This is a genomic window from Allosphingosinicella vermicomposti (assembly GCF_003012815.1).
GTDB lineage: Bacteria > Pseudomonadota > Alphaproteobacteria > Sphingomonadales > Sphingomonadaceae > Allosphingosinicella > Allosphingosinicella vermicomposti.
Map to the genome: position 1 here is coordinate 1 of NZ_PXYJ01000001.1, position 12,233 is coordinate 12,233.

Genomic DNA, 12,233 nt, shown 5'->3' on the forward strand with positions numbered 1-12,233 from the left:
GGAGACGAAATCAATCTGCTGCTGAGTGTTCGCACTCGGATCGACGAAGTTGAACGTACCTTGGGCAATCGCCGTGAGCAGGTTGGCGATATAGACATAGCCGGTCTGCGTGCGACGCAGATCGTTATGCATCGCCGTCAGGTCGACGCGATAGTCCCAATCTTCCAGCAAGGTGCCGGTGACGCCGGCGGCAACACGATACACGCGGCTGCGGGTTTCGTTGTAGGTCGGATCCTGGATCGGACGGCCGATAAACCGCGCGACCTGCCCTTGAGCTGCGAACGGGTTGTTCGGATTGAGCGTCGCGCCCGGCGTCGTTGCCGTACACCCGGTGTTGAGGCCCGAAGCATCGCCAACGCCCGTCGGGCAGACATAGACCGGAAGGGTCAACGGGAACGATCCCGGGGCGAGGTTGGCAGCCGGGCCAGCCGCAGTAGAGAAGGGACGGTAAAGAATACCGGCATTGGCCGCGCCGCGAACCACGGGCGGGAAGCCGGTATAGTCAACCGTGCTCTGCTGGAAGTTCACCATCACATAACCTTCGGCAGTGTCGCCGAGACGCGCGGTGAAGCGGCCCGAGCCGCCGAAGCGTTCAATATTCGGAGAAACAACGCCGAACTGCTTCGTGATGTCGACGGTGCAGACCTGCGTCGCTGCGGGCGCCGGAGCATTGGCCGCGATTTCCGACGGAGTCAGGAAATAGCCATCGCCATATTGGCAGCCCGCTGCCGGATTGAGCAATTCGTAGCGCCCAAGCGCTGTGGTGTTCGTCGCATCGTACGGGCGAACGTAAGAATCATAACCGATCAGGAAGCCTTCCAGCTCGCCGGTGATCGGATCGCGTGAGTTGACGATGTTGTTCGGTCCGCATTCGCCATCGAAGCAGATGCCGGTTTCGTCATCCGAATTGTACGGATAGGGCAATTCGCGGTTGTAGACGCCGTCCGAATTGAACCAGAAGCCGCTGATATAGGCATTCATGCCGTCTTCATCGAGATCGCCCATGCCGGCCGTCAGGCTGAGGCGCTGGTTGGCGGCGATGCCATCCTGCGAGATGCCGGCTTCGGCGCGGCCGCTGATACCCTGGAATTCGCGCTTCGTGATGATGTTGACCACGCCGGCGATGGCGTCCGCGCCGTAGGTCGACGAAGCGCCGTCGCGCAGCACTTCGATGCGGTCGACGATATCGTCAGGAATGGTGTTCAAGTCGACGAAGTTGCGCGAACCGTCGTCGGCGAGCGGATAATAAGCGGCGCGCTGGCCATCGAACAGCACGAGCGTCGAGTTGGTCGAAAGACCACGGAGCGACACGGCCGATGCACCGGCGGCAAAGGCGCCGTTGGCGGTAAAGGAGTTGGTCAGTGCCGGGCCGTTGTTCGATGCGAGCGATTGGATCGCATCCTGGATCGTGTTCTGGCCGCGCTGGTCAATGGCTTCGGTCGTGAGAACCGTGATCGGAGAAACGGTTGCCGACGTCGTGCCACGGAACAGCGTACCGGTAACAACGATTTCTTCTTCGGTGTTGCCGGTGTTAGTGTTGGGAACCGGAGCCGGCGTCTGCTCTTCCCCTTGCTCGGTCGTCTGGGCGCCCGGCGTGTTGGTTGCATCCTGCGCAAAAGCGGGCGCGGCAAAGCTCGCGCCGAAAAGGGCAACCGCGGTCAAAGCCGTGCTGCCACGCAGAATCCTGGTGTGGAGATTCGTCATATTTCACCCCTATGTGGACGCGCTCTTCTTCTTGAGCTGCGCTGTTTTGGCGCCGGTTTTCCGGCTGCGGGGCGAAAGCTGCCTCTAAAGTACGCCTGTTGTAAAGCTGTCGTCGGCGATCCATGTCGTGGACATTGTCCACTGTCTCAGAAATGTCACAGTTGGGCATTCCAGCGATACTGTACCCCAGATGGGGAATCAGCGCTCCTTCATTGAGACTGACAGGAGAGCTCACAGGAGCTATAGGCTTCCTGCTTGCTCACGCTCCAATAACGAAGCTGGTCCAGGGGGATCTTTCGCCCGGTGACGGCGCACAATACGTGATCGCCTGACGATAAAAGGCGGAACGTGCCGTCTAGATAGTGCACCTTCGCGGGGCGGTCGGCGTTGGCCATCAGCATAGACTTCAAAATCCTTAGAAAAGTTTCGGTTGCTCAGGTTTGTCCTGTGAATAGCTAGCGCGGCGCGCACGCTCAACGGGTGACTTGGCAGCCCCCGCGACTTCAGCGTCCACGCGGCCGTCGGCGAAGATCAGGGTGAAGTGACGGGCCGCGCGTGCGGCGGCTGCGGCTGTGAGGACATGGCCGCTCCGGTCTTCGACGCGGACATAGCCTTTTTCGAGCGGCTTGTTGGGGTGCGCTAGCTCGGCGACGCGCCATAAGGCTTTCACGGCGCGGTCGCCCTCGGCGATCTTGCGGAGAATGATCTGGCCGTCGAGGCGGACGGACGCGAGCCGGTCGGCGGCGCGGGCGTGGCGGGCGGTGAGTAGGGCCGGGCGCAATGCTCCTGCAGCATGGCCGAGATCGGCGCGGGCGTGACCGAGGCGGGCAGACAGGGCGCGGGGCAGGCGCTCGGAAAGTTCGTCCAGCCGCTGGCGCTGCGGGGCGAGGAGATCGTCGCGGGCCGGGAAATGGCGGAGGCAGTTGGCGAGCTGTTCGGCGGCGCGTTCGTGGGTGCGGTGCGTGCAGCGGGCGGCGCGAGCACCGAGATCGGCGACCAAGGCGGCGAGTTCGGCGCGGACGGGGACGGCCATTTCGGCGGCTGCGGTGGGCGTCGGTGCGCGGACGTCTGCGGCGAAATCGCAGAGCGAGGTGTCCGTTTCGTGGCCGACGGCCGAGATGATCGGGATCGAACAATCGGCGACGGCGCGCACGACCGCTTCCTCGTTGAAGGCCCAAAGATCCTCGATCGAGCCGCCGCCGCGCGCCACGATGACGAGATCGGGGCGAGGAACGGGGCCACCCGGCCGGGCGGCATCGAAACCGCGTACGGCAGCGGCGACCTGTTCGGCAGCGCCTTCGCCCTGCACGGCGACGGGCCAGACGACGACATGGGTGGGGCAGCGATCCTCAAGCCGGTGGAGAATGTCGCGGATGACGGCGCCGGTGGGCGAGGTGACGACGCCGATCACCTTGGGCATGAAGGGCAAGGGCTTCTTGGCGGCGGCGTCGAACAGCCCTTCGGCGGCGAGCGCCTGGCGACGCTTGTCGAGGAGGGCCATGAGCGCGCCTTGCCCGGCAAGCTCCAGCCGGTCGATCACGATCTGGTAGCGGGAGCGGCCGGGATAGGTGGTGAGGCGGCCGGTCGCGACGACCTCGATCCCGTCCTCGGGACGGAAACGGAGCGCGCCCGCGACGGCTTTCCAGATGACGCCGTCGAGGACGGCCTTGTCGTCCTTCAGGCAGAGGTAGCAATGGCCAGAGGCGGCGCGCTTCCAGCCGGAAATCTCGCCGCGGACCCGGACGTGACCGAAGGCGTCCTCCACCGTTCGCTTCAGGGCGCCGGACAATTCGGAGACAGAGAGAGCGGGCGCGTTGTCGCCGGGCGTATCGGTTGCTAACAGCCCGAAATCATCGGAAGGGAAATCGGTCATGAACGTCCTGTTGCTTGGCTCCGGCGGGCGCGAACATGCGCTGGCGTGGAAGATCGCGCAATCGCCGCTGCTCACCCAGCTATATGCATCACCGGGCAATCCGGGGATAGGGCAGGAGGCGCGGATCGTGGCGCTGAACCCTTCAAAACACGACGAAATCACCGCATTTTGCCGCGAAAACGCGGTGGAATTGGTGGTGATCGGACCCGAAGCCTCCTTAGTGGACGGCCTTGCCGACACGCTTCGCGCGCAAAATATCCTGGTTTTCGGGCCAAATAAGGTGCCCGCACAGCTTGAAGGGTCGAAAGGCTTCACAAAAGAGCTGTGCGCGCGGCACGATATTCCGACTGCGCGCTTCGTTTGCGCGGCGAGCAAGGCCGAAGCGGAGGCCGCGCTTCCGGACTTTGGTCTCCCCGTGGTGATCAAGGCGGACGGGCTTGCGGCGGGCAAGGGCGTAATCATCGCGGAGACAACCGAAGAGGCGAGGGCCGCGCTCGACACGATGTTCGACGGCGCGTTCGGCGAGGCCGGTTCGTCGGTGGTGATCGAGGAGTTTCTGACCGGCGAGGAAGCGAGCTTCTTCGCGATCACTGACGGGAAGAGCGTGGTGCCGTTCGGATCGGCGCAGGATCATAAACGCGTCGGCGACGGCGACACTGGCCCCAATACGGGCGGCATGGGCGCCTATAGCCCGGCCCGCGTGCTGACGCCGGAGCTCGAACGGCAAGTGTTGGACAGGATCGTCCAGCCGACCGTCGATGCGCTTGCGGCCGAAGGCACGCCCTTTTCGGGTGTGCTCTATGCCGGACTGATGCTCACTGAGGCGGGCCCGAAGCTCATCGAATATAATGCGCGGTTCGGGGACCCCGAATGCCAGGTGCTGATGATGCGGCTGGACAGCGATCTGCTCGCACTGATGCTGGCAACCGCGAAGGGCGAGCTTGGCAAAGCGGAAGCGCCGCGTTTCTCGGACGATGCCGCGCTCACCGTGGTGATGGCGGCGAAGGGCTATCCGGGCACGCCGGACAAGGGCGGCGCGATTGCGGGACTCGAGCGCGTACATGGCGCGAAGGTCTTCCACGCCGGCACCACGTTGGCGGACGGGCGGCTCGTCGCGAGTGGCGGACGTGTTCTCAATGTGACGGCACGAGGCGCGACGATCCATGCCGCGCAGGCAGCGGCCTATAAGGCGGTTGCCGCGATCGACTTTCCGAGCGGCTTTTACCGACGCGATATCGGCTGGCGCGAAGTGGCACGGGAGAAACAAGCGGGGTGAACCGGGGCTTGCCCCAAGCGTTCAGCCAATCGATACCGTGCCGAAACGGGAGGAGAGCATCATGTCGGGATGGGTGAAATTCGCGATCGGCCTTGCCGCCGCCTTGCTGATCGGCTGGCTCCATCACGGGCCGCTTGGCGCCGGCGCGCGTTTCGTCGACGGACTGGAGCGGCAGGCGCAGGCCGCGGTGGCGCAGACCAATGTGCCGGGCGTCACCGTCCGCCTGGGTCACGATCCGCTGTCCCGGCATGCGACGCTCTCCGGCCCGGCCGACGCTTTCCAGCGCGAAGGGCAGGGCGAGCTCAAAGGAATTAACGACTGGGTGGCGGAGATCGAAGGGATTTCCGGCTATCACTGGGCCGACGATGCGGGCGGCGCACCCACCGCGATGCCGCTCCTCGCCGAATTGCTGATCCTCGTCGCCATCGCCTATCTGGCCGGATTGGGTCTTGGCTGGCTGCTGTTCGGGCGCCGCCGCGACGACGACGGCCTTTATTGATTTCAGTCCAAGGGGAAGATGATGACCTTGCTTGCCGAAAACAATCTTGTTCCGATCCTGATCGTCCTGGTGCTGGGCATCGCGGTCGCGTGGTGGATCTTCCGCCGCAAGGCCGCGCCCCGCGTCGAGACGAAGGTGCCGCCGGTCGAATCCAGGCCGGAGCCCGCACCACTTGCCCGCACTGCGCCCGATACGCGCGAGGGCAATGGCCTGATCGACGAAGGCGCAGCGGCGGCGACCGATGTTGCGGGGCATTTCATGGGCGTCGAGGCTCATGCCGAACTGCCCGGCGCGGAAGGCCCGCCCGACAATCTGCAGACGATGAAGGGAGTCGGCCCGAAGTTCGCGGCTTTGCTCAACGAAAATGGGATCACGCGGTTCGAGCAAATTTCACGCCTGAGCGCGGGCGAGATCGAAGTGCTGGACGGCAAGCTCGGCGCCTTTTCCGGGCGGATCGCGCGGGACCGGCTGGTCGATCAGGCGCATTATCTGGCGCGCGGCGACCGGGATGGGTTTGAGGCGAAGTTCGGGAAGTTGGGCGGGGCGTAAGGCTCCGCAAGCTCCTCTCGGCAGTCTTGTCCCCCGGACAAGACCAAAAGCCGCCTCGATGCTGGGAGAGGGGGAGTCGGGGACGTCTGCACGTTTCTCCCACGTCATTCCCCTCTCTCCAACTCTCTCCCCTGAAGGGGAGAGAGGGTGTGGGCGCTAGCGAGCCTAAGATGTCTTCAGGCGCATCGAGCGCCCTCAGCCATACCCCTCTCCCTAATCCCTCTCCCGCAAGGGGAGAGGGACTTTTATTAGGGGCGCCTTCCCCTGACGTTTTCCATTGCCAGGATCTTGTCGATCTTGCGGCCGTCCATGTCGAGGATTTCGAAGCGCCAATTGCCGTGGCTGAAGCGTTCGCCGACTTCGGGGATGTGCTTCAGCACCGACAAAGCGAAGCCCGCGACGGTGGAAAAGTCGCGTTCTTCCGGGAGCGGCATGCCGAGGCGGTCGGTGAGCAGGTCGGCCGAGGCGGAGCCTGAGACGAGCCAGCTGCCGTCTTCGCGCTCGACAAGCGGCGGATCGGTGTCGACGTCGAGGTCCGAGAGGAAATTGCCCGCAAGGGCGGCGAGGAGGTCCGCGGGCGTGACGATGCCGTCAAGGTGGCCATATTCGTCGTGGACGAAGGCGATCGGCACTTCGGCGGACTGAAGCACGGCGAGCGTGTCCATCGCGCCCATCTGATCGGACACCACCGGCGCCTCGCGCATCAAGGTGCGCAGGTTCAGGGGCTGGCCGGCGAGAAGGCAGGTGGCGACATCGCGCGCCTCGATCACGCCGACCACCTTGTCCACCGACCCTTCTGCAACGGCGATGCGGCTGTGGGGGGTGCGGAGCAGGTGTTCGCGCACGGCGTCCGGCGCCGCGTCTATATCGATCCAGTCGACGTCGGTACGCGGCGTCATGACTTCACGGGTCGGGCGGTCGGCAAGACGCATGACGCCTGAGATGATGGCGCGCTCGTTTTCCTCCAAAATGCCTGCGCTATGGGCTTCGGCGACCACGAGATGGAGTTCCTCCGCCGTCACCTTGTCCTCGCTATCTCGCTTGAGGCCGAACAGGGCGAAAACGAGGCCAGTCGTCTTGTCGAGGATCCAGACGAACGGCGCGGTGATGCGGGCCATCCATAGCATGGGGGTGGACACGAGCGCGGCGATGGCTTCGGGCCTGCGGAGCGCGAATTGCTTGGGCACAAGCTCGCCGATCACCAACGAAGCGTAAGTGGTGAGCACGATGACGATGGTGAAGCCCACCGTTTCGGCGGTTTCCGGTTCGAGGCCGAAACGCATGAGGCGTTCTGCGACCGGCCCGCCAAGGCTGGCGCCGGAATAAGCGCCCGCAAGGATACCGATGAGCGTGATGCCGATCTGCACGGCGGACAGGAACCGGCCGGGATCGGCGGCGAGATCGAGCGCGATCTGCGCGCCCTTCTTGCCGGATTTGGCCATGGCCTTGAGCCGCGGCGCGCGCGACGAGACGATCGCGAGTTCCGACATGGCGAAGAGGCCATTCAGGATGACAAGGCCCAGGATGACGACGACGTCGAACCAGGGGAAGGGCGTGAGGGGGGGAGACGGTGCCATGATGGAAATCCGATCTTAGCCGCCAAATCGTTCATCGGGCAATGCGTTCGTAACGCCCCCTCAATGGAACCGGGGCGGGAGCCCGGCGGTTCCCACGCCATCGACCATCATATCCGATTGCAAAGGAAGGATTATCATGATCCCAGCCAAGCGTTTCGCGGGCATCGCCATGGGCGCCGCCCTCCTCGCCTCCACCGCGGCTTGCGTTACCGATCCGGTGACGGGCGAGCGCACCATTTCCAAGGCCGCGATCGGCGCGGGGCTGGGCGTCATCGGCGGCTATCTGGGCGGCGATCTGATCGGCGGGCGCAACGACCGCACCGAAAAGATCGTCGGCGCGGGCATCGGCGCGATCGCGGGCGCGGGAATCGGCGCCTATATGGACCGCCAGGAACAGCGCATTCGCGAGCAGACCGCGGGTTCGGGCGTGGAAGTCGACCGGGTGGGCGACGAGCTTCTGCTTCGTATGCCGGCGGGCGTTACCTTTGCGACGAACAGCTATGCGGTTCAGCCGCAATTCCAGCCGACGCTCGATGAAGTGGCACGCACATTGGCCGATTTCCCTTCTACGCTGATCGACGTCTATGGCCACACCGATTCGACCGGCAGCGACGCGATCAACATCCCGCTGTCGCAGAACCGGGCGCAGGCGGTTGGCAATTACCTGATCGCGCGCGGCGTTAATCCGGCGCGGATCGCGACGCAGGGCTTTGGTTCGAGCCGCCCGATTGCGGAGAATACGACGGAAGTGGGCAAGCAAGCGAACCGGCGTGTCGAGATCCGCGTGGTGCCGGTTCAGGGTTCGGGTGTTTGAGGCTATCCCCTGCCGCTTGATGGAGAGGGATGCGTTGGGGGTGATCTATGGCGTAGGGCAAAGCCTACTCCGGAAGCATCACCCCCACCCAACCCTCCCCCCATCGAGGGGGAGGGCTTTTGATGCTTCACTCTCCAATCATTCCGGACGCGCAAAGGTCTTGCCTTGACGTCACTTTTGTGACAGGGGCCCGCGCCAGACGGGAACATCCCATCCTGTCTCGGAAGGGCCGGCGCCATTGGTGCCGGCCCTTTCATTTCATTCGGGTGAGGCCGGGCTGCAAATGGCGCTTTTCTGCGCTTCCGGTGCTCACCTACTTAAAGTAGGCTGCGCGCCGGTTCTCGAAAAGCACCTTTTTCGCCTCAGCCTGACCCGAATGGTGAAGGTCGATTAAGCGCGCCGTTCGTGGAAGAAGGCGCGGAGCATGGCGGCGGATTCTTCCTCGCCAATGCCGGGATAGACTTCTGGAGCGTGATGGCAGGTTGGCTGCGCAAAGAGGCGCGGGCCGTGCAGGACCGCGCCGCCCTTTGGATCGGTAGCGGCGAAATAGAGGCGGCGGATGCGGGCGAGCGCGATGGCGCCCGCGCACATGGCGCAGGGTTCCAGGCTCACCCAAAGGTCGCATTCATCGAGGCGCGAGGTGCCAAGCGCCTCGCCCGCGCGGCGGAGCGCGACGATTTCCGCGTGGGCGGTTGGGTCGAGATGGTCGCGCATGGCATTGCCCGCGACCGCGACGACTTCATCGCCGCGTGTCACGACCGCGCCGACCGGGACTTCGCCCGCTTGCGCGGCGGCGAGGGCTTCGTCGAGGGCCAGGCGCATGGGGGGCGGAAGCGGGAAGGGCATATCCTCGTCTTACGGGGAGTTGTGCTCCTGCGGAAGCGGGAGCGTCGCCTGCTCGTCATTGCGAGGAATGTAGCGACGCGGCAATCCACACGACGGGTAGAATCGAGCCACTGAATTGCTTCGTTATGCTCGCAATGAGGGTTTAGGGTTTGACCTGCCACGGAAGCATGTCGAACAGGCCCGGCGCGGCGCCGGACGCGGCGCGTTCGATGTCGAGAAGGCGCATCTTGGTGAGGGCGCCGCCGGGCGCGGAGAAGCCGCCGCTGCCGCCTGATGCTGCGAGGATACGGTGGCAGGGGATGATGATCGGGAAGGGGTTGCGGCCAAGGGCGCGGCCGACCGCGCGGGCGGCGCCGGGCGAACCGATCGCGGCGGCGAGTTCGCCATAAGTGCGGGTTTCACCGCGCGGAATGGCGAGCGCGGCATCGTAGACGCGGCGTTCGAAGGAATCGACGCCAGAGAAATCGAGAAGGGAGGGATCGGGCTCGGTCGCGCTTGGCCCAAGCAAGGCGATGATGGCTTCAGCCAGCGCCGCGATGGCGGGCGGCATGGCGGCCTCCGCCGCATCCGGAAAACGGCGTTGAAGCTTAAGGGCAAGAGCCCCGCGACTCGTATCGGGGAGCGCAGTTGCGACAACGGCACCGCCTTTCCAGACGATGCCGCATGTGCCGATCGGCGTGCCGAACAAAGCGAAGGCGGGACCGGTCATCGGCCCCGTCCGCTTATTCGTAATCGCCGGCGAGATTGGTGTTGCGCGGCGGCGCGGCGGCGGTGAGGCGCAGCGCTTCGGCCGACGCGGCGATCGAGCCGATTTCGTCCGGAGCCTCGTCTTCGTCGATCTGGACGCGCTGCAGGCCGGAGACCAGAGCTTCTTCAAGATGCTTCGGCTTCACCGTCTGCTCGGCGATTTCGCGCAGCGCGACGACCGGATTTTTATCGCGATCGCGGTCCAGCGTCAGTTCGGCGCCGCCCGAAATCTGGCGGGCCCGCTGCGCCGACAGCAGAACGAGATCGAACCGGTTCGGGATCTTGTCGACACAATCTTCGACGGTAACGCGCGCCATGAAAGCTGCTCCGCAAATAGCCAGAAAGCTGGTTTGGAAAGGGCGCAGTCTAGGCTGACGGCCCGCCAATGTCAAGATTTTCGAGGGGTTGCAGCAGGCGGCGCATGGCATACATCGGGGGGAATGGCCGATTCCCACGCCCCCGCGTTCCGGCTCGACAATCCGCTCGATGTCGACGGCAACCGCCTCACGCTCCTGGCCGAAGGGCCGGGGCGGCTCGACGCGCTGATCGCCCTTATCGATTCGGCGGCAGAATCGCTGCGCCTGCTTTATTATATCTTCAAGGATGACGCGGCCGGGCGGCGGGTGCGCGACGCCGTGCTGCGCGCCTGCGGGCGGGGGGTGGAGGTGCATCTGCTCATCGACGGTTTCGGCAGCGACGATGTGGGGGACGATTTCTTCAAGCCGCTGATCGAGAGCGAATGCGGTTTCTGCCGGTTCCAGCCGCGATGGGGGCGGCGCTATCTGCTGCGCAACCACCAGAAATTGGCGCTCGCCGACGGGCGGCGGGTGATGATCGGCGGCTTTAACGTGTCGGACGATTATTTCGGCAACGTGGGCGATGGCGCGTGGCGCGACCTTGGCCTGATGGTGGAGGGGCCGAGCGTCACCTGCCTCACCGGTTATTTCGACGCCCTTTTCGCCTGGGCAAAACGGCGAGGCGCGCGGATCCGCGAACTGCGGCGACTGCTCAGCCAGCATAGCGAGGATCAGGGGGCTTTGCGCTGGCTGTTCGGTGGACCGACGCGGCGGCTGTCGCCCTGGGCACGGTCAGTGAAGCGCGACATGCTCCATGCGCGGCGGCTCGACATGATCGCGGCCTATTTCGCACCGAGCCAGGGGATGATGCGGCGGATCACCGGCGTGGCGCGGCGCGGGGGCGCGGCGCGGGTGGTGACGGCGGCAAAATCCGACAATCGCGCGACGGTGGGCGCGGCGCGGCACACCTATTCACGGCTGCTGCGGCGGGGCGTGCGGGTGTTCGAATATCAGCCGACCAAGCTTCACTCCAAGCTCGTCATCGTCGACGATGCCGTCCATATCGGATCGGCCAATTTCGATATGCGCAGCCTGTTCCTGAATCTGGAGCTGATGCTGCGAGTCGAGGATCCGGCCTTCGCCGGGCTGATGCGCAGCTACGTGGACGGAGAGATTGCCGACAGCGCCGAAATTACGCGCGAGAGCCACACGGCGCGGCGCAGCTGGTGGAACCGGCTGACCTGGGGGCTCGCCTACTTCATCGTCGCGATTGCCGACTATAATGTGTCGCGACGGCTGAACTTCGGGCTGGAGGGGCGTTAGGAACCCTCGTGCTTCTGCGAGGGCAGGAGCTCAGCGCCGAGCCCTTCATCTGGGCTCCTGCTGCTTTCGCAGGAGCACTTAAGGCTTAATCCTTCCACGCCCAGAAGAGGGTGGCGGGGGGCACGTTCCACCATTCGAAGCCCTTGTCGATCCGCTCGAAATGCGGGGCGATGAAGTCGCGGACCTTCGGCGAGAATTGATAGACCAGGAAGGCGCCGCCGGGGCGCAGGGCCGCCGCTGTCTGCTCGGCGATTTGCGGGCCGACGCCGGGCGGGAGGGTGGAAAAGGGAAGGCCGGAAAGAATGTAGTCGGCGTGATCGAAACCGCGGTCGGCGATGATCTTGCATACGTCCGCGGCCGAACCCGTCACCGCTTCAAGACGTCCATCGGTGAACTTGGCGTTGAGGAAATCGGTGAAATCCGCATTCGTATCGATGGCGAGCAGGGTTGCGTCAGGTGCCATCCGTTCGAGGATATGCTGCGTGAAGGTGCCAACACCGGGGCCATACTCGACGAACAATTTGCAATTCGCCCAATCGACCGGAGCGAGCATCTTGTCGATAAGGGCGCGCGAAGAGGGGATGATCGACCCGACCATCACCGGATGCTTCACAAAACCTTTCAGGAATTGAAGCTGCGGACTGCCAAAACGCGCGCGCTTGACCGCACCTTCACGGGCTTGTTCGGCAGAAAAACTCATCGCGGACCCTTTTAGCAATCGAATTGGTT

At 64.5% G+C, this 12,233-nt stretch carries 13 protein-coding genes; 5 read left to right on the forward strand and 8 right to left on the reverse strand.

The features are described from left to right. From C7I56_RS00005 to xseA, 3 genes are all read right to left on the reverse strand, one after another. The coding region (locus C7I56_RS00005; RefSeq protein ID WP_158702923.1) for a TonB-dependent receptor at window positions 1-1,704 on the reverse strand (1,704 nt) is incomplete at its 3' end. A 209-nt stretch (window positions 1,705-1,913) separates the two neighbouring features. Then, complete coding sequence (locus C7I56_RS00010) at window positions 1,914-2,105, reverse strand: DUF2093 domain-containing protein (RefSeq protein WP_106638527.1); 192 nt, start codon at window positions 2,103-2,105, stop codon at window positions 1,914-1,916. Window positions 2,106-2,119: 14 nt separating this feature from the next. Next, window positions 2,120-3,577: an exodeoxyribonuclease VII large subunit gene (xseA, locus tag C7I56_RS00015; RefSeq protein WP_106638528.1), complete on the reverse strand. Its 1,458-nt coding sequence runs from the start codon at window positions 3,575-3,577 to the stop codon at window positions 2,120-2,122. On the opposite strand from xseA, the gene purD reads away from it, so the two are divergent. The 3 genes from purD (at window position 3,576) to C7I56_RS00030 (ending at window position 5,901) form a co-directional block, all read left to right on the forward strand. Beyond that, window positions 3,576-4,853, forward strand: coding sequence for a phosphoribosylamine--glycine ligase (purD, locus tag C7I56_RS00020; RefSeq protein ID WP_106638529.1), 1,278 nt, complete (start codon window positions 3,576-3,578; stop codon window positions 4,851-4,853). The two genes, xseA and purD, sit on opposite strands and share 2 nt — an antisense overlap. Window positions 4,854-4,914: 61 nt before the next feature. Further along, window positions 4,915-5,352, forward strand: coding sequence for a hypothetical protein (locus C7I56_RS00025; protein WP_158702924.1), 438 nt, complete (start codon window positions 4,915-4,917; stop codon window positions 5,350-5,352). A gap of 18 nt (window positions 5,353-5,370) precedes the next feature. Beyond that, window positions 5,371-5,901: an NADH-quinone oxidoreductase subunit E gene (locus C7I56_RS00030; protein WP_106638531.1), complete on the forward strand. Its 531-nt coding sequence runs from the start codon at window positions 5,371-5,373 to the stop codon at window positions 5,899-5,901. Between the two features lie 248 nt (window positions 5,902-6,149). On the opposite strand, the gene C7I56_RS00035 is transcribed toward C7I56_RS00030, so the two are convergent. Next, window positions 6,150-7,478, reverse strand: a complete 1,329-nt coding sequence (locus C7I56_RS00035) for a hemolysin family protein (protein WP_106638532.1) — start codon at window positions 7,476-7,478, stop codon at window positions 6,150-6,152. Window positions 7,479-7,614: 136 nt separating this feature from the next. On the opposite strand from C7I56_RS00035, the gene C7I56_RS00040 reads away from it, so the two are divergent. Beyond that, the gene (locus tag C7I56_RS00040) at window positions 7,615-8,292 is read left to right on the forward strand and encodes a YiaD family glycine zipper/OmpA-like lipoprotein (protein WP_106638533.1); all 678 of its coding nucleotides are present in this window, start codon (window positions 7,615-7,617) and stop codon (window positions 8,290-8,292) included. A 390-nt stretch (window positions 8,293-8,682) separates the two neighbouring features. On the opposite strand, the gene C7I56_RS00045 is transcribed toward C7I56_RS00040, so the two are convergent. The 3 genes from C7I56_RS00045 to rpoZ form a co-directional block, all read right to left on the reverse strand. After that, window positions 8,683-9,114 (reverse strand): nucleoside deaminase, encoded by a 432-nt coding sequence (locus tag C7I56_RS00045; RefSeq protein WP_199792293.1) that lies wholly within the window; start codon window positions 9,112-9,114, stop codon window positions 8,683-8,685. A 166-nt stretch (window positions 9,115-9,280) separates the two neighbouring features. Beyond that, the gene (locus C7I56_RS00050) at window positions 9,281-9,847 is read right to left on the reverse strand and encodes a methylated-DNA--[protein]-cysteine S-methyltransferase (protein WP_106638535.1); all 567 of its coding nucleotides are present in this window, start codon (window positions 9,845-9,847) and stop codon (window positions 9,281-9,283) included. A 13-nt stretch (window positions 9,848-9,860) separates the two neighbouring features. Then, the gene (gene rpoZ, locus C7I56_RS00055; RefSeq protein WP_106638536.1) at window positions 9,861-10,202 is read right to left on the reverse strand and encodes a DNA-directed RNA polymerase subunit omega; all 342 of its coding nucleotides are present in this window, start codon (window positions 10,200-10,202) and stop codon (window positions 9,861-9,863) included. A gap of 123 nt (window positions 10,203-10,325) precedes the next feature. Between rpoZ and C7I56_RS00060 the strand changes: the two genes are divergently transcribed. After that, entirely contained in the window at window positions 10,326-11,504 is a 1,179-nt protein-coding gene (locus tag C7I56_RS00060) for a phospholipase D-like domain-containing protein (RefSeq protein ID WP_106638537.1), read from the forward strand. An 85-nt stretch (window positions 11,505-11,589) separates the two neighbouring features. On the opposite strand, the gene C7I56_RS00065 is transcribed toward C7I56_RS00060, so the two are convergent. Continuing rightward, window positions 11,590-12,204, reverse strand: coding sequence for a class I SAM-dependent methyltransferase (locus tag C7I56_RS00065; protein ID WP_106638538.1), 615 nt, complete (start codon window positions 12,202-12,204; stop codon window positions 11,590-11,592). Between the last annotated feature and the right edge of the window lie 29 nt (window positions 12,205-12,233).

Bases quoted from the DNA above. Each gene is read 5' to 3' on its own strand.
- C7I56_RS00010 (WP_106638527.1), bottom strand. From the start codon at position 2,105: ATGCTGATGGCCAACGCCGACCGCCCCGCGAAGGTGCACTATCTAGAC.
- purD (WP_106638529.1), top strand. From the start codon at position 3,576: ATGAACGTCCTGTTGCTTGGCTCCGGCGGGCGCGAACATGCGCTGGCG.
- xseA (WP_106638528.1), bottom strand. From the start codon at position 3,577: ATGACCGATTTCCCTTCCGATGATTTCGGGCTGTTAGCAACCGATACG.
- C7I56_RS00025 (WP_158702924.1), top strand. From the start codon at position 4,915: ATGTCGGGATGGGTGAAATTCGCGATCGGCCTTGCCGCCGCCTTGCTG.
- C7I56_RS00030 (WP_106638531.1), top strand. From the start codon at position 5,371: ATGATGACCTTGCTTGCCGAAAACAATCTTGTTCCGATCCTGATCGTC.
- C7I56_RS00035 (WP_106638532.1), bottom strand. From the start codon at position 7,478: ATGGCACCGTCTCCCCCCCTCACGCCCTTCCCCTGGTTCGACGTCGTC.
- C7I56_RS00040 (WP_106638533.1), top strand. From the start codon at position 7,615: ATGATCCCAGCCAAGCGTTTCGCGGGCATCGCCATGGGCGCCGCCCTC.
- C7I56_RS00045 (WP_199792293.1), bottom strand. From the start codon at position 9,114: ATGCGCCTGGCCCTCGACGAAGCCCTCGCCGCCGCGCAAGCGGGCGAA.
- C7I56_RS00050 (WP_106638535.1), bottom strand. From the start codon at position 9,847: ATGACCGGTCCCGCCTTCGCTTTGTTCGGCACGCCGATCGGCACATGC.
- rpoZ (WP_106638536.1), bottom strand. From the start codon at position 10,202: ATGGCGCGCGTTACCGTCGAAGATTGTGTCGACAAGATCCCGAACCGG.
- C7I56_RS00060 (WP_106638537.1), top strand. From the start codon at position 10,326: ATGGCCGATTCCCACGCCCCCGCGTTCCGGCTCGACAATCCGCTCGAT.
- C7I56_RS00065 (WP_106638538.1), bottom strand. From the start codon at position 12,204: ATGAGTTTTTCTGCCGAACAAGCCCGTGAAGGTGCGGTCAAGCGCGCG.